16 protein-coding genes are annotated in these 17,123 nt (G+C 42.3%); 14 read left to right on the forward strand and 2 right to left on the reverse strand.

From position 1 onward, the window contains the following. The first annotated feature begins 909 nt into the window (after positions 1–909). Complete coding sequence (locus EKM61_RS09195) at positions 910–1,512, forward strand: nitroreductase family protein (RefSeq protein ID WP_068376953.1); 603 nt, start codon at positions 910–912, stop codon at positions 1,510–1,512. A 41-nt stretch (positions 1,513–1,553) separates the two neighbouring features. Here EKM61_RS09195 and EKM61_RS09200 read toward each other — a convergent pair whose 3' ends face one another. Next, on the reverse strand, positions 1,554–1,955 hold the full coding sequence (locus tag EKM61_RS09200) for a ribonuclease HI family protein (protein ID WP_068224256.1): 402 nt from the start codon (positions 1,953–1,955) through the stop codon (positions 1,554–1,556). Between the two features lie 38 nt (positions 1,956–1,993). Between EKM61_RS09200 and EKM61_RS09205 the strand changes: the two genes are divergently transcribed. Beyond that, the gene (locus EKM61_RS09205) at positions 1,994–2,386 is read left to right on the forward strand and encodes an EbsA family protein (RefSeq protein WP_068280616.1); all 393 of its coding nucleotides are present in this window, start codon (positions 1,994–1,996) and stop codon (positions 2,384–2,386) included. 342 nt (positions 2,387–2,728) lie between these two features. Here EKM61_RS09205 and EKM61_RS09210 read toward each other — a convergent pair whose 3' ends face one another. Next, positions 2,729–2,941 carry a cold-shock protein gene (locus tag EKM61_RS09210; protein WP_068224253.1) on the reverse strand — a complete coding sequence of 71 codons (213 nt, stop codon included), beginning with the start codon at positions 2,939–2,941 and terminating at the stop codon, positions 2,729–2,731. A gap of 145 nt (positions 2,942–3,086) precedes the next feature. Between EKM61_RS09210 and EKM61_RS09215 the strand changes: the two genes are divergently transcribed. The 12 genes from EKM61_RS09215 (at position 3,087) to pyrE (ending at position 16,791) form a co-directional block, all read left to right on the forward strand. Further along, on the forward strand, positions 3,087–4,760 hold the full coding sequence (locus EKM61_RS09215) for a formate--tetrahydrofolate ligase (protein WP_068224250.1): 1,674 nt from the start codon (positions 3,087–3,089) through the stop codon (positions 4,758–4,760). Next, positions 4,761–5,420 (forward strand): uracil-DNA glycosylase, encoded by a 660-nt coding sequence (locus EKM61_RS09220; protein WP_068224248.1) that lies wholly within the window; start codon positions 4,761–4,763, stop codon positions 5,418–5,420. It begins immediately after the preceding gene. A gap of 1 nt (position 5,421) precedes the next feature. Continuing rightward, complete coding sequence (gene lspA, locus EKM61_RS09225) at positions 5,422–5,883, forward strand: signal peptidase II (protein ID WP_068224244.1); 462 nt, start codon at positions 5,422–5,424, stop codon at positions 5,881–5,883. After that, a complete protein-coding gene (locus EKM61_RS09230; protein ID WP_068224241.1) occupies positions 5,880–6,803 on the forward strand; it encodes an RluA family pseudouridine synthase in 924 nt (307 codons plus the stop codon). The genes lspA and EKM61_RS09230 overlap by 4 nt, the downstream gene beginning before the upstream one ends. 163 nt (positions 6,804–6,966) lie before the next feature. Then, positions 6,967–7,506, forward strand: a complete 540-nt coding sequence (gene pyrR / locus EKM61_RS09235) for a bifunctional pyr operon transcriptional regulator/uracil phosphoribosyltransferase PyrR (protein WP_068226217.1) — start codon at positions 6,967–6,969, stop codon at positions 7,504–7,506. A 150-nt stretch (positions 7,507–7,656) separates the two neighbouring features. Then, complete coding sequence (locus EKM61_RS09240) at positions 7,657–8,958, forward strand: solute carrier family 23 protein (RefSeq protein WP_068224237.1); 1,302 nt, start codon at positions 7,657–7,659, stop codon at positions 8,956–8,958. After that, entirely contained in the window at positions 8,939–9,880 is a 942-nt protein-coding gene (locus EKM61_RS09245; RefSeq protein ID WP_068224234.1) for an aspartate carbamoyltransferase catalytic subunit, read from the forward strand. Before EKM61_RS09240 ends, EKM61_RS09245 begins: the two co-directional genes overlap by 20 nt. Beyond that, positions 9,877–11,166, forward strand: a complete 1,290-nt coding sequence (locus tag EKM61_RS09250) for a dihydroorotase (protein WP_068224228.1) — start codon at positions 9,877–9,879, stop codon at positions 11,164–11,166. The genes EKM61_RS09245 and EKM61_RS09250 overlap by 4 nt, the downstream gene beginning before the upstream one ends. Further along, positions 11,163–12,248, forward strand: a complete 1,086-nt coding sequence (locus tag EKM61_RS09255) for a carbamoyl phosphate synthase small subunit (protein WP_068224224.1) — start codon at positions 11,163–11,165, stop codon at positions 12,246–12,248. The genes EKM61_RS09250 and EKM61_RS09255 overlap by 4 nt, the downstream gene beginning before the upstream one ends. Further along, the gene (carB, locus tag EKM61_RS09260; RefSeq protein ID WP_068376955.1) at positions 12,241–15,429 is read left to right on the forward strand and encodes a carbamoyl-phosphate synthase large subunit; all 3,189 of its coding nucleotides are present in this window, start codon (positions 12,241–12,243) and stop codon (positions 15,427–15,429) included. Before EKM61_RS09255 ends, carB begins: the two co-directional genes overlap by 8 nt. 19 nt (positions 15,430–15,448) lie before the next feature. After that, on the forward strand, positions 15,449–16,165 hold the full coding sequence (gene pyrF, locus EKM61_RS09265; protein WP_068224219.1) for an orotidine-5'-phosphate decarboxylase: 717 nt from the start codon (positions 15,449–15,451) through the stop codon (positions 16,163–16,165). Further along, positions 16,162–16,791: an orotate phosphoribosyltransferase gene (gene pyrE / locus EKM61_RS09270; RefSeq protein WP_068224217.1), complete on the forward strand. Its 630-nt coding sequence runs from the start codon at positions 16,162–16,164 to the stop codon at positions 16,789–16,791. Before pyrF ends, pyrE begins: the two co-directional genes overlap by 4 nt. The last annotated feature ends 332 nt before the right edge of the window (positions 16,792–17,123 follow it).

Below are 17,123 nucleotides of genomic sequence, written 5' to 3' on the forward strand. Positions count from 1 at the left end.
AGTCCCCGGTAAAATACCGAGAACTCGCCGTTCAAAAAGCAGCTTAATAATTTGTCCAATTTTAAGGGTTCACTTCACTGACGCGGCTTTTTGCATACTTATGTTTGCCTGATTTTTAACGTAAAAATCTAAATTTTACGTGGCTTTTCGTCAAAATCAAGCTGCTGTTCTTGAAACAATTCCTGATAGGATATAACGAACTAATGATAAATGTATTCTATTTTCTTTAATACTTCAAACAGATAAATATTAGTGACACTGGCGATGGCAACACTTTGCAGCTGTTTATTTTGACCAAAGTCCAGTGATTGATCACCATATTTACCCATTCCGGTATAAAAGAGATATTGTGTTCGCGGTGATCACCATGGCCTTTGGTGCGATCGGGGATTAGAACGAGTGCGTTATTTTTTCGTGAGTAGCGCCACCCTGATTGCAGACGTTGAAAGCGGTGGTAAGTTCTTTGTTAGTGTAGGTGTTGTCGGGTGTTAAGTTGGCGGTGAAATTGTTTATGATGGTGTCCTCGATTTCTTATTAGGAACCTAGCTTAGCGAATTGGTTGGATAGATCAATTTGGAATTAATTATTGTTGAAATTAATCAGTGTCTTTGTAATGAGAATGTGCTTAACCATAACGGACTAAAAAACAAGTTTTTTACTCAAAGCCGGACTTATTTAAATTTAAAAGTTTCTGGGGTTCACCGAATCAACTATTGATAATTTGAAGATATATTCTAATACCAAGCTTTAAAGATGAAGTCTATTATAAAGAGAGTTCAAAATAAATAAGTTACTTTAACTTTAGATCAAAACAAAAATCAAGTCCACAAACCCACCAACAAAAAACACTTTACTTACTTTAAATAAGCTGATATACTATTTTTAACTTGTTAAGGGAGTGTGTCATTAATGAATACAGAATTTTTAGACTTATTGAAGAAACGCCGGTCAATCTATGCTTTAGGCAAAAACGTGCAATTTTCTGAAAAGGAAATTGCTGATTTAATTAAACAGGTCGTTCGTGAAGTTCCAACGGCCTTTAACGGCCAATCTACACGTGCCGTCGTGTTATTTAGTGCTAAGCATGATCAACTTTGGGATATTGTCGTTGATCGCTTAAAATCAGAAGTACCAACTGAACAGGCTTACGAAAATACAAAGAAAAAAATTGCTAGTTTTAAAGCGGCATTGGGGACTGTTCTTTTTTATAAAGATACCGAAGTTGTTACAAAACTTGAAAATTCATTTGAACTTTACGCTGATAATTTTGCTAACTGGGCAGAACAAACACAAGGTAGTACGCAAATGAGTGTTTGGACAATGTTGGCCGAAAATAATATTGGTGCTAGCTTGCAGCACTATAATCCACTAATTGATGATCTCGTTCGAGATGCTTTTGCTATTCCTGCCAACTGGGAATTACGTGCAGAAATGCCTTTCGGCTCAATTGAAGCTCCTGCCAACGATAAAGACTATATGGATGATGAAAAACGCTTCAAAGTCCTTAAATAACTTAAAAAAGCCTAAAAAATAAGTGAATCGACTTGATTCACTTATTTTTTTGTGTTTAATTGTTTAAAGAGTGCATTTTGTGCTAATTGATGCGGCCCCTTATTTTGATGATCTGGCCGCCATTTATGAAAGACTAATTGAAATTGCTGTTCTAGGGTCAAAATATCTTCAACTTGTGTTTCATAATGTTTGGCGTAGCGTTTTTCCAAACTTTGAAAAACCAGCTTACTATCAGTAATAAGACAAATGGTGTTTGGCGCTAAATTACGTGCTAATAACGCTTGAAAGCCAAGTTTAGCAGCTGCAAATTCGGCTTGATGATTAGTTAAATCCGGTAACACCTGACTGATTTGGATATTATAACCATCTCCAGAAATAATGATTCCGGCACCACTGGGACCTGGATTACCTTTGGTGGCAGCATCAATTGCTAACGTCAGCATAACTTGTTCTCCTTATAAAATAAAATTGAGGTGCTCTTTTGCAAAAAAATAATGACCGCTACTTTTACCAGCCAGATCTTTACTCTATGATTATTTTTTGGTCGTGGACTTTTGTGCTACTCTTTATTAGTGGAACTGGCTGGCTAGAAATTACGCACGTTCAGTGGTTTACGATTGCCATGTTTATCCTTTTCTTACTTATTACCTTTTTAGGAATTTGGCGGCGCCAGCTGATTGTTGATCAAAAACAACAAACGATTACGTTACGGGGTGTATTACCTGGACAAAAACGAGTTCTGCCTTTCAAGCAAATCAGTCAAGTTCGGCAACGAAAGCACCGCCTAATTTTTACAGTTGAGCCTGTGAAACAACAATTTAGTATCCACGTTGGTCAAAGGGCACAACACCGAATTATCAAGTTATTAAGCTAAAATAAGGGAGTGGAAAAAAAGTCGGTTTTGGGTTCACTGCGTAACGTAAGCTAATCTAATAGCCGTACCATAGTTATTGAATTAGCTGTAGTCGTGTTTGAAGTGCTCGCCACGTTTCCCCTAAATTGGTCGGGAAATACTAATAAGCGTATTTTCCAAACACAATCTAAACTGCGAGTCGGACTTCGGTTTATTTTAGTCCGATCGACAAAGTTAGTAATACCAAGAACCAGAACATTTTTCCAAACACTTCCGTTGAAACGTGAACCCAGACTTTTCGCCCGCGTTCTAGAACATATTCGGAACCAATAAGAGGCTGGGACAAAAGTCCTAGCCTCTTTTCTATTCGTTTGTTTGTTTTTTGACGTTTGCGGCCTGTAGACCACGCGCGCCTTCTTTAATTTCAAATTCAACTGCATCACCAGGTGACAATGTTTTAAAACCGTCCGCAACAATTGCCGTAAAATGAACAAAGATTTCGTCGTTGTTATCGCCATACGAAATGAATCCATAGCCTTTTTGAGAACTGAACCATTCTACTGTTCCTCGTTGCATTAAGAATCCCTCCAGTTTTTAACTTGTGATGCACATTTAATTATAGTGATGATTAGAGCCAACGTCAATGGAACTGTTTGTGGGCTTTTACAAGCGAAATAAAGCGTGTATACTTTAGATATTCTTTTGTGGAGAGGTGTTTTTATTGTCAGATATTGAAATCGCACAGAAAAATGAAGAAGAGGAAATGTTACCAGTACGACAGATAGCTGAGAAAATTGGTTTGCAAGATTCAGATATTGAACTCTACGGTGATTATAAGGCTAAGGTTAAATTGGCTGCCTTAAAGAATCGTTCCGTTCCAAAAAACCATAAATTAATTTTGGTGACATCGATCAATCCAACTCCGGCTGGCGAGGGGAAATCAACCGTAACAATTGGTTTAGGTGACGCCTTAAATCAATTAAATAAACAAACGATTATTGCACTGCGGGAACCATCATTGGGACCAGTTATGGGGATTAAGGGTGGTGCCACTGGCGGTGGTTACGCACAAGTTGTGCCAATGGAAGATATTAATTTACATTTCACTGGTGATATGCACGCGCTAACTAGTGCCAACAATACGTTGGCCGCCTTGATTGATAATCATATCCAACAAGGTAATGAGCTTGACATTGATCAGCGCCGAATTTCTTGGAAACGGGCGCTGGATATTAACGATCGAGCCTTGCGAAATGTTGTTATTGGACTAGGTGGTCCTTTCCAGGGGGTTCCTCGGGAGGATGGCTTCAATATTACAGTTGCCAGTGAGTTAATGGCCATTTTATGCCTGGCGACCAGTATTACTGATCTCAAGCAACGAATTGCCAAAATTGTGATTGGCTATACTCATAAAAAACAACCAGTGACGGTTGCCGATTTGAAGGTCCAGGGTGCAATTGCAATGTTGTTAAAGGACGCCTTAAAACCGAATTTAGTACAAACGTTAGAACATACACCAACCTTTATCCATGGTGGTCCATTTGCTAATATTGCCCACGGCTGTAATAGTATTTTAGCAACCACGGCGGCGCTTAAATTGGCTGATTATACAGTTACAGAGGCTGGCTTTGGTGCGGATCTTGGTGCCGAAAAGTTTTTGGATATCAAGGTGCCTAAATTAGGTAAGCACCCTGATGCCGTCGTAATTGTGGCCACTGTTCGTGCTTTAAAGTATAATGGTGGGACTGCGCTATCCGATTTACAAACGGAAAACATTCAAGCTTTGGAACAAGGTTTCGTTAATTTGAAACGCCATATCCAAAATATGCAACAATACGGTCTACCAGTAACGGTTTCAATCAATGAGTTTGTCTCGGACACACCTGCTGAAATCAAGCGGCTTCAAGAATTATGCCATGAATTAGGTGTTACAGCCGTTGAAACCAAAGTTTGGGCCGATGGCAGCAAGGGTGGCTTAACACTCGCCAAGGCAGTTTTGGCTTCGTTAGAACAGCCTGTGACCTACCACGCCTTATACGATAATAATTCAGCAATAACGGATAAAGTAGCGACAATTGTTAAAAAGATTTATGGTGGCGACGGTGTCGAATACGACACGAAAGCACTACGCCAAATTAAAACCTTTACTGAAAATGGATGGGATAAATTGCCCGTTTGTATGGCTAAGACGCAGTATTCCTTTACTGATGATCCTAAAAAATTAGGGGCTCCTGAACATTTTAAAATCCACATTCGTGAATTTGTTCCTGATTTAGGTGCTGGCTTTATTGTTGCGCTAACCGGAAACGTTTTAACAATGCCCGGTTTACCGAAAAAGCCTGCTGCCTTAAACATGGATATCAGCGAAGATGGCGTTATTACGGGATTGTTCTAAATGGCAACCATTTTGCCAAAGGAACTCTTAGATCGAGGCGAAAAGACGGTAACGGGAAATTTAGAAGGCCTCGTACCAGGTAACGGAAGCTTGACTCCAAAATTTATTTTGGTGGGTGAAGCACCGGGAGAAACCGAAGTAACGACCCGAAAGCCGTTTACCGGCCGCGCTGGAATTGAATTGGATAAAATGCTTGCTGAACTTGGTGTAAGCCGGCAATCAGTCTATATCACCAGTGCTTTACGGAGTCGACCGTTTAAAGTAGTTACAAAAAGATCAAAGCGAACGGGAGAAAATTACCAAAAAAAAGATAACCGACCAGCAACGCAGGCTGAACTAAAGCGACAAGCCTTTTTACTTGATTATGAACTGGCTAATTTACCAACTAACTTAATAATGACAATTGGTAACACTGGATTACACCGAATACTTGGGCCCAACTATCAGGTGGGTGCTGTTCACGGTCAATTATTTACTGGTTCAATTTTGACTTACAATTATACGCAGCAGGCCTATCAACCAACGGTTAAACAATACCGCGTTTTTCCAACGTTTCATCCGGCAGCAATCTTCTATAATCGCAAGTTGGCGCCAGACTTGGCCGCTGATCTACAAATTTTCAAACAAATATTAGCTAGTAATAGCGAAGGGAGTCACTAATTTGGTGCAGTATTTCGGACTAGCCATCCTAATCATTTGTGCAGACCAAGGATTGAAATATTGGATTGTCACGAATATTTCGTTAAATCAAACGCAAACAGTCGTGCCTGGCTTGCTATCTTTAACCCATTTACGTAATACAGGTGCGGCCTGGAGCATTCTTGAAGGCCAGCGGTGGTTCTTTTACGTCATTACGTTAGTCGCCGTTGCTATTATCTGCTACTTGCTATTTACGCAAGGCAAAAAGAACTGGCTATTTGCACTGGGGCTAAGTTTTATGTTGGCCGGCGCCATTGGAAACTTCATTGATCGGCTTAGGCTGGGCTACGTTGTTGACATGTTTCAATTAGATTTTATTAATTTTCCAATTTTTAATATTGCTGATAGTGCACTGACAATCGGCGTTATTTTGATATTTTGCTATTTAATTTTCTTTGATGAAAAACGGGGGACAACGGCGTGAGCACAACAGAATTAACGTTAACAATTACTACTGAAAGTGGTCGAATTGATAAGGTGATTAGTGACCATTTTTCGGCCTACTCACGTTCACAAGTACAGCACTGGCTTAAGGCTGAACTCGTTCAGGTAAACGATGCGGTCGTTAAGGCAAAGTATAAAGTTGTTCCAAATGATCGTATCAAAGTAGCTGTGCCAGAACCAATTCATTTAGATGTTGTTGCACAAAATATTCCGTTAGATATTGTTTATGAAGATAATGATGTCGTTGTGGTCAATAAACCGCAAGGCATGGTGGTTCATCCGGCAGCAGGGCACCCTGATGGGACGTTGGTTAACGCGCTTTTATATCACTGCGAGTTATCGTCCATTAACGGGGTCATTCGCCCTGGTATTGTTCATCGAATCGACAAAGATACTTCCGGTTTATTGATGGTTGCTAAAAATGATCAGGCCCATTTAAGTTTGGCGGCCCAATTGAAGGCCAAGACCACAATTCGTGAATATATTGCGCTAGTGCACGGTGCCATCAAAGAAGAACAGGGCACGATTGATGCCCCTATCGCTCGGGCCAAAAATGATCGTAAGAAACAGGCTGTGGTTAGTACCGGGAAACACGCAGTCACTCATTTTACAGTGTTGGAACGATTTGAAAACTATACCTTAGTTAAATGTATTCTAGAAACTGGCCGAACCCACCAGATTCGGGTGCACATGAAATACATTGGTCATCCCTTAGCTGGTGATCCGCTCTACGGGCCAAAAAAGACGTTAAAGGGAAATGGTCAATTCTTGCACGCTGCCAAGTTAGGCTTTCGTCATCCCACAACGGATAAATTAATGGTTTTTGAACGTCCAATTCCAGAAATTTTTCAGCAAACTTTAACTAAGTTACGGCAAACAAAGCTTGACAGAACTAGGTAGGTCAAGTAAGCTTGTGGTAATCAAAATTAAATAAGATCCTTTAAGTTAGTCCCGTGAGGCTAAGAAGGAACTATCATAATTAGTGCGTAAACTCTAACTAAAAACGATAGAACCTCCTACCAACCGGGCAGGAGGTTCTTTTTTTATGGAAGGCGGACTTACTATGGCGGAAAAAGAAGTTGTTGATGGCGTAACAATGAAACGGGCTTTAACACGAATTACCTACGAGATTATCGAACAAAATAAGGGTTTGGCTGATTTAGTCTTAATCGGAATTAAAACGCGGGGCATCTACCTGGCCCAGCGAATTGCCGATCGAATGAAGCAGTTAGAAGGTATGGACGTTCCGGTTGGCGTATTAGATATTACACTTTACCGTGATGATTTACACAAGGCCGGCACGGATGAACCAACTGTTAATGGTTCACAAATTCCAGTTTCAATCGAAGGCAAGCATGTGATCTTAGTTGATGACGTTCTATTTACTGGTCGAACAACACGAGCCGCTCTTGATGCCTTAATGACCATTGGCCGACCTAAAAAGATTTCTTTGGCCGTCTTAGTTGACCGGGGGCATCGTGAGTTGCCAATTCGGGCCGATTTTGTCGGTAAAAATATTCCAACATCCATTCATGAACAAATTAAAGTTTCCGTTGATGAAGTTGATCACCGTGACGGAATCGCCATTGAAAAACTAAATTAACCAAAAAACGATTTAATTGACTCCTGTGAGAGCAAAATAGTTTATTGGTCCGCCTTTTGTACGGCCAATAGCAACTTGCAGACTCACTAAATACTGATGCTGCAGGTCGCTATTTTTTTGTGAGGTTGGATCGAGAAGGGAAGTTTCATTATGGAAGAAGACAAAAAAAATCGACGTGTTGTACTTGATATTCACGATCGCCCGAAACCTTTACAGTGGTTTGGCTTATCATTACAACATTTATTCGCCATGTTTGGTTCAACGGTTTTGGTCCCAATTTTAGTCGGGATCAACCCGGGGATTGCTTTAATTAGTTCAGGGATTGGCACTTTGGTATACATGCTGGTTACCCAGGCTAAAATTCCGGCCTACCTTGGCTCAAGCTTTGCCTTTATTGTCGCAATGCAGGTTTTAATGAAGTCCGATGGTTACCCGGCAATTGCCCAAGGCAGTATTGCAGTTGGCCTGGTTTACTTAATTGTTGCATTGCTAATTAGACGCATTGGTTCTTCTTGGATTGATCGCGTATTACCACCAATCGTTGTTGGCCCAGTCGTTATGGTAATCGGTCTTTCTTTGGCGGGTAACGCGGCCAAGGACGCTATGATGAATAGTGGTCATTATGATTTAAAATTTTTCGTTGTTGCGCTTGTTACTTTGGCCTTAACGATTGCCTTTAACATGTTTACCAAAGGTTTTCTGAGCCTAATCCCCATTTTACTGGGAATTGTTGGCGGTTATATTGTAGCGGTACTCTTTGGCATTGTTAACTTTACGCCGGTCTTAAATGCTCATTGGTTTGCCATGCCAGCCTTTGAAATTCCCTTTGTCAGTTATAAACCTAAATTTTATCTGGGCGCAATTTTAGGCATGGCACCGATTGCCTTTGTCACGATGACTGAACACATGGGTCACGTCATGGTATTAGATAAACTAACCAATCGGAATTTCTTTAAGGACCCTGGCTTACACCGAACACTATCTGGTGACGGCCTGGCCTCAATTATTGCCGGGTTTATCGGTGGCCCGCCTGTAACCAGTTACGGCGAAAATATCGGCGTACTGGCAATAACTAGGGTGCACAGTGTATTCGTACTAGGCGGCGCGGCAGTCTTGGCCATTATCTTCGGTTTTATCGGCAAAATTAGTGCCTTAATTATGAGCATTCCTAGTCCAGTAATTGGTGGCATCAGTTTCTTGCTTTTCGGTGTTATTGCGGCCAATGGTTTACGGATCTTAATTGATAACCGGGTTAATTTTGATGAAAAACGTAACCTGATGATTGCTTCTACTATCTTGGTCATCGGTATTGGTGGGGCCTACCTCCAACTAGGTAACTTCCAATTAACTGGTGTTGCTTTAGCAACCATTCTAGGTATTTTATTGAACCTTATTTTACCGAAACAGGCTTTAAACGAAGTGGAGGATAACGATGATGAAAGTACTCGCTAACATGCCAGAATTTCAGTCGATTGTCTCAATGCAGGATTTAGACGTCGCCGAGGTCGAACAACTAATCGGTCGGGCAGAAGATTTCAAGGCCGGTGCTCAATTAAAATTAACCGAACCAGTTTACGTCAGTAACCTATTCTTTGAAAATAGCACTCGAACCCACACAAGTTTTGAAATGGCCGAACGAAAACTTGGTCTGACCGTTATTAACTTTAACCCACAAGCAAGTTCAATGAGTAAAGGGGAAACCTTACACGATACAGCCTTATCCCTTGATGCAGTTGGCGTTAATTTATTAGTTGTTCGCCACCCGCAAAATGATTATTATAATGAACTACTCGGACATTCTGATCTATCCTTGGGACTGATTAATGCCGGTGATGGCAGTGGGGAGCACCCTTCGCAAAGTTTGCTGGATATGATGACAATTACTGAACAGTTCGGCGGTTTCACGGGATTGCGCGTTGCAATCATTGGTGATCTAACCCATTCCCGGGTTGCCCGATCTAACATGGAAATTCTGCAACGATTAGGTGCTGAGCTCTTTTTCTCAGGTCCCAGGGCCTGGTACAGTGAGGAATTTGCCCAATACGGGACTTACTTACCAATTGATGATTTAGTCGAAAAGACTGACGTTATGATGTTGCTTCGGGTTCAGCACGAACGCCATCCAGATGAACAGGCATTTGATACTCAGGCTTACTTTGAACGATATGGTCTAACCAAAGAACGTGCCAGTCGTCTACCAGAACAAGCAATTATTATGCATCCTGGCCCGATCAATCGCAATGTTGAACTAGCAAGTGAATTAGTCGAAGGTAAACAATCGCGCTTTGTAACGCAAATGCAAAATGGTGTTTATATGCGCATGGCCATGCTGGAAAGTGTTTTACGGGGAAATCATTTAGGAGGATTAGTATGACAGAGACGATCTTAAAAAATGGTCGAGTTTGGCTGGATGGACACATACAAACCTGCGATTTATTGATTGAAAACGCCAAAATTAAAGCAATCGGTCAAAATTTAACTAGTCCAACCGCCAAGGTAATTGATGTTAGTAATCAGTTAGTTGCACCTGGGTTAGTTGATCTGCACGTTCATTTACGTGATCCTGGTCAAACGGCCAAAGAAACAATTAAAACTGGTAGTTTAGCGGCCGCTCACGGTGGTTTCACCACAATTGGGGCAATGCCAAACGTCACCCCAGTCCCCGACACCGCGGAACAAATTGCGACTTTAGTTGCTCGTAATGCTAATGAGGGTGTCGTTCATATCAAACAGTACGCTCCAATTACAAAACAACGACGGGCAGGGGCACTGACAGATTTTGCGGCCATGAAGACAGCAGGTGCTTTTGCTGTTTCCAACGATGGTTCAGGCGTTCAAGACGCCGGTAGCATGTTCCAGGCATTAAAAGAAGCACAGGCCAATGATTTACCGCTGGCAGCGCACGTTGAAGAAGATAAATTATTATTTGGCGGCGTGATGAATGCTGGTGCGCCAGCTAAAAGACTTGGTCTTCCAGGAATCATCAATGCCGCCGAAACCAGTCAGTTGGCCCGTGATTTGGAATTGGCCCAGCAGACCGGCGCACACTATCATATGTGTCATGTATCAACGGCAGAAAGTGTCCGGCTAATTCGCCAGGCCAAAGCGGCAGGGATCAAAGTTACTTGTGAGGTCACGCCACATCATTTGTTACTTAGTGACGATATGATAAAGGGTGACGACGCTAATTTTAAAATGAATCCACCTTTACGCAGTGAACAGGATCGCCAGGCTTTAGTGGCCGGCTTATTGGATGGGACAATTAACTGTATTGCAACGGACCACGCACCACATACCGCGGCGGAGAAACAACAAGGTTTCCTGAAGTCACCATTTGGCATCGTTGGTAGCGAAACTGCCTTTAGCTTACTTTACACACATTTTGTGAAGGAAAATATTTTCAGTCTCAATCAATTGCTAAATTGGCTAAGCACTAAGCCGGCCCAAATTTTTGGCTTAAAGAATACTGGTTATCTTGGATTAGGGACGGTAGCGGATATCGCGGTTTTTGATTTAAACACTGCCACAACAATTGAAACAGATACATTTTTATCAAAGGGACATAATAGTCCATTTATTGGGCAAAGCGTTTTTGGAACAACAACTTTAACGCTAGTTGCCGGTAAAGTAGCTTACCAGAAGGGTGGCACAACCAAATGAAACGATACTTAATTTTGGCCGACGGTTCAATTTTTGAAGGGGAAGGTTTTGGCGCACCAACAACGACGACTGGTGAAATTGTTTTTAACACCGGCATGAGTGGCTATCAAGAAACCATCACTGATCAGTCCTATAATGGAGAAATTATTGCCTTTACCTACCCGTTAATTGGTAATTACGGCATTAATCGTGACGATTATGAATCAATTGCCCCAACCTGTAAGGGTGTCGTGGTTCATGAGGCCGCTCGTCTGGCCAGCAATTGGCGTAATCAATTATCATTAGATGAATTTTTGAAGCAAAAAAAGATTCCAGGGATTACCGGAATTGATACCCGCCGGTTGACTAAACGCCTACGAACTGAAGGAACGATGAAGGCAAGTATTGTGGACACGGCTGATGAGCACGCCTTCGATCAATTAAACGCCTTGGTTTTACCAAAGAATCAAGTTCAGCAAGTTTCAACGACCAAACCATTTCCTAGTCCAGCGACCGGAAAAAACGTGGTTGTTATTGACTTTGGTCTCAAGCATAGTGTGTTGCGTGAATTATCAAAACGGCAGTGCAATTTAACGGTCATGCCGTATAACACAACGGCCGAAGAGATTATCCAGCTGGCACCGGATGGCGTCTTGCTATCAAATGGCCCTGGTGATCCGAAAGATGTTCCAGAGGCCTTGGAGATGATCCGCGGCATTCAGGGTAAGATCCCACTGTTTGGTATTTGCCTTGGCCACCAACTATTTGCACTAGCAAACGGTGCCGATACCTATAAAATGAAATTCGGGCACCGGGGCTTTAACCACCCAGTTAGGGAAATCGCGACTGGGCGAATTGATTTCACATCGCAAAATCATGGTTACGCCGTTGATGTCCACTCAATTAATAAAGATAATTTACTGGTCACCCACATCGAAATTAATGATGGTACGGTGGAAGGGCTACGCCACCGCCAGTACCCAGCCTTTTCAGTTCAATTTCATCCCGATGCAACTCCGGGACCCCACGACGCAGATCACTTATTTGACGAGTTCATGGAAATGATGGACGCATTTGCAAAAAGGAGTCGAGAAAATGCCTAGAAGAACGGATATTCATAAAATTATGGTCATTGGCTCTGGCCCCATTATTATCGGCCAGGCGGCAGAATTTGATTATTCTGGGACCCAAGCTTGTTTAGCCTTGCGCGAAGAAGGTTACGAAACTGTTCTGGTTAATTCCAATCCAGCGACAATTATGACGGACAAAGAAATTGCCGATCACGTTTACATTGAACCGATCACGTTGGAGTTTGTTTCGCGGATTCTGAGAAAAGAATTGCCCGACGCGATTTTACCAACCTTAGGTGGTCAGCAAGGTTTAAATATGGCAATGGAATTGTCCTCAGCCGGTATTCTTGATGAGCTACATATTGAATTACTAGGCACCAAGCTATCTGCCATTGATCAGGCAGAGGACCGGGAGCTTTTTAAGAATTTAATGCAAAAATTAAATGAACCAATTCCGTCTTCGCAAAGCGTGACAACGGTTGAAGCGGCAGTCAAGTTTGCCGGAAAAATTGGGTACCCAGTGATCGTTCGCCCAGCCTTTACAATGGGTGGTACTGGCGGCGGTATTTGTAACAACGCCGCCGAATTAACCGAAATTGCGACAAACGCGTTGAAGCTATCACCAATTACCCAAGCACTAATCGAACAAAGCATTGCTGGTTTCAAAGAGATTGAGTATGAAGTAATGCGTGATGCGGCCGATAACGCACTGGTGGTCTGCAATATGGAAAATATTGACCCGGTTGGAATTCATACCGGTGATTCGATTGTAACTGCACCAGTTCAAACTTTGTCGGACAAAGAAGTTCAGATGCTAAGGGACGCTTCCCTGAAAATTATTCGGGCACTTAAAATTGAAGGTGGCTGTAACGTTCAATTGGCGTTAGATCCTGATAGTTTTAAGTATTACATTATTGAAGTTAACCCCCGTGTTTCCCGCTCTTCAGCGTTGGCCTCTAAGGCAACTGGTTACCCAATTGCCAAAATTGCTTCTAAAATTGCGGTTGGTTTAACTTTGGATGAAATTAAAAATCCAATAACGGGAACAACTTACGCTGAATTTGAACCAACTTTGGACTACGTGGTCACTAAGATTCCCCGTTTTCCATTTGATAAATTCACTAAAGGGGAACGGCGCCTAGGAACACAAATGAAGGCTACTGGTGAGGCCATGGCAATCGGTCGTAATTTTGAAGAATCCATCTTAAAGGCAGTTCGTTCATTAGAAATCGGGACAATTCACATTGAAATACCAGAGCTTGCAAAAGTCAGTGATGATGATTTAACTGAAAAATTAATTCATCCCCAAGATGATCGTTTATTTTACTTAACTGAGGCTTTACGGCGCGGTTATAAAATTGATGAATTGGCTGAATTAACTAAAATTGATCTGTTTTTCCTAGACAAATTAAGTCACATTGTTGAACTCGAAATTGCCTTGAAAGACCATAAAGGCGATTTAGATATCTTAAAAACGGCTAAGAAAAATGGCTTTACTGATTATGAGGTTAGTCAACTCTGGCATATTCCGGCCGACCAAATTCGGGAAATGCGTCGTGAAGCCAAGATATGGCCCGTTTACAAAATGGTTGACACGTGTGCGGCGGAATTTGAGTCACAAACGCCGTATTACTACAGTACCTTTGAAGATGAAAATGAAAGTATTGTGAGTCCGCGCCCATCGGTTTTAGTACTTGGTGCTGGTCCGATCAGAATTGGTCAAGGTGTCGAATTTGATTACGCAACGGTTCATTCAGTTAAGGCCATTCAAAAGGCCGGCTATGAGGCCATTATTATGAACAACAATCCAGAAACGGTTTCAACCGACTTTTCGGTTTCAGATAAACTTTATTTTGAACCTTTGACGATTGAAGATGTCATGAACGTCATTGATTTAGAAAAGCCAGTAGGGGTTATCGTCCAATTTGGTGGCCAAACTGCCATTAATTTAGCTGAATCCTTGGCCAAGGCAGGCGTCAAAATTCTTGGGACAACGGTAACTGATTTAAATCGGGCCGAGGATCGTGAGGCCTTTGACCAAATCATTCAACAATTAAAAATTCCCCAGCCAACGGGCGCCACGGCTACAACTAAAGAGGAGGCTGTCACGATTGCCAAACGAATTGGCTATCCCGTTTTGATCCGCCCAAGCTATGTTTTAGGTGGTCGGGCAATGGAGATTGTTGAAAATCAGACTGAACTCGAAACCTACATTCGCGATGCCGTAAAAGTTTCCCATGAGCACCCCGTCCTAATTGATCGTTATTTAGTAGGTAAAGAATGCGAAGTTGACGTTATTTCTGACGGTGAACACGTCTTATTGCCAGGAATTATGGAACATATTGAACGTGCCGGAGTACATTCTGGTGATTCAATCGCCGTTTACCCACCACAAACTTTTTCTGAGAACGTCATTCAACAAATTGTGCACCACGCTGAACAATTGGCCGTTGCACTAAACTGCATTGGCATAATGAATATTCAATTTATTGTGCAAGACGAGATTGTTTACGTATTGGAAGTGAATCCGCGGGCAAGTCGAACGGTTCCATTTTTGAGCAAGGTGACTGGGATTTCAATGGCCCAAGTCGCAACCCAAGTCATTTTAGGTGCGAAGTTACCAGAATTAGGCTATCAAGCTGGCCTCCATAAAGCGGGCAAGATGGTACACGTTAAGGCGCCAGTCTTCTCTTTTTCTAAATTAAATAACGTGGATAGCCTGCTTGGCCCAGAAATGAAATCAACCGGTGAAGTCATGGGTAGTGACGTCACGGTAGAAAAAGCCCTCTATAAGGCCTTCGAGGCCAGCAAACTACATTTACCAGATTTTGGAACAGTACTATTCACAATCGCGGATCATGATAAAAAAGAGGCTCTGGCTTTGGCCAAACGGTTCCGGGAAATTGGTTACCGCGTAATGGCAACAAAAGGAACGGCCGAATTCTTTAAATCTGCAAAATTACGGGTTAACGAGGTTACTAAGATCAAGGAAACGGCGGGTTCAAAGCAACAAAATATCCTTGATATCATTGCGGCTGGCCAGGTTCAGGTTGTTATCAATACGATGGACCAAGACCGGGACGTCGCCTCTGACGGTTTCCAGATTCGACAAGATGCCATTGAGCACGGTATTCCACTATTCACATCCTTGGATACTGCCGGTGCCATCTTGCGCGTGCTAGAATCACGTTCATTTACGACAAAAGCACTCTAACTAAGGGAGACGATTGAGCATGGATACACGACCAATTATTGCCTTGGACTTTCCTAATCAGGCGGCAGTGGTGGAATTTCTACAACAATTTCCCCAAGGCCAACCGTTATTCGTTAAAATTGGTATGGAATTATTTTATAGTGCCGGTCCAGATATTGTGCGGGCGCTAGTGGCTGCTGGTCATGATGTTTTCTTGGATTTAAAACTTTATGATATTCCGCACACTGTTGAAAAGAGCATGCAGGTATTGGGTAACTTAGGTGTCACCATGACAAACGTTCATGCTTCTGGTGGCCGTGAGATGATGCAGGCGGCCAAACAAGGGTTACTAGCGGGAAGTCATGGCCAAAAGCCGCCTAAACTAATTGCGGTAACTCAACTAACTTCTACCAACCAGGCTCAGATACAGCAGGAACAATTAATTACGGCTAGTCTAACTGAAAGTGTCACACATTTGGCCCAATTGGCTGATCAGGCTGGTTTAGACGGTGTTGTTTGCTCCGCTCTAGAGGCAGAGGCAATTAAACGTGCAACTCGGGCGGACTTCTTATGTATCACGCCAGGAATTCGGTTAACTGCTACAACCCATGATGACCAAAAACGGATTGCAACACCCGCTAATGCCGCCAAGTTAGGTAGCAGTCAATTAGTCGTTGGTCGACCAATTACTCAGGCCAAAAATCCAGTTGTGGCTTATCAAGAGATTAAAAAACTTTGGGAGGAATCACTAGTATGACACAAACTGCTGAAATGATTGCTGAGGATTTATTAAGTATCAAGGCCGTTACTTTGCAACCAAAGAAACCTTTTACTTGGGCAAGCGGCATTAAAAGTCCAATTTATACTGATAATCGTTTAACCATTAGTTATCCGAAAATTCGCCGGCACATCGCTCATGGTCTTGCAGCAATTATCCGGGAAAAGTTTCCTGAGGTTGACGTCATTGCCGGAACAGCAACTGCCGGGATTCCCCACGCAGCCTGGGTAGCAGCCGAACTTGATTTACCGTTAATCTACGTGCGTTCTAAACCTAAAGATCACGGCCAGGGTCGACAGATTGAAGGTCACTTGCAACAAGGCCAACGCGTTGTTGTTATTGACGATCTGATTTCAACTGGCGGAAGTGTATTGAAGGCAGTTGCCGCTACTCAAAATGAGGGCGGCGACGTATTAGGCGTTTGCGGGATTTTCAGTTATCAATTGGCAGCAAGTCAGAAAAACTTTGCCGCAGCCAAGTTACCGTTTTATACTTTGACGGATTACGACACTTTAATCGACGTTGCAGTTAAAACTGGCTATATTGATGAAAGTGATCGTGAATTACTACATGATTGGCGCCAGGATCCAACCAATTGGGGCTAGTTGAGCGCCCGAAGAAAATGATGAAACAAGAATCAAGTGGCAATCTTAAAAATAGCTTTATGAAATAATCCAGCGTTAAAACGCATGGATTATTTTTTTGCGCAAAAGCTTTGATACTGGTATAAGTAGTCGTGATTTCCAAATGAACATGATTAGGCTCTCTGTCAAATCCTGTTGATAGCCAATTTTACAGCGTTAGAAGTTAGGCAACTTCTAATGCTGTTTTTTTATTTGGTTTGGTGCGCATTTGTTGTAGTTTGATCCGTGAAACTAAATGGTGATAGTTACGAAAACCAAAAGCCGTTCGCTGGATCTGTTTGATCATACGATTG

Source organism: Loigolactobacillus backii (assembly GCF_003946275.1).
Lineage (GTDB): Bacteria > Bacillota > Bacilli > Lactobacillales > Lactobacillaceae > Loigolactobacillus > Loigolactobacillus backii.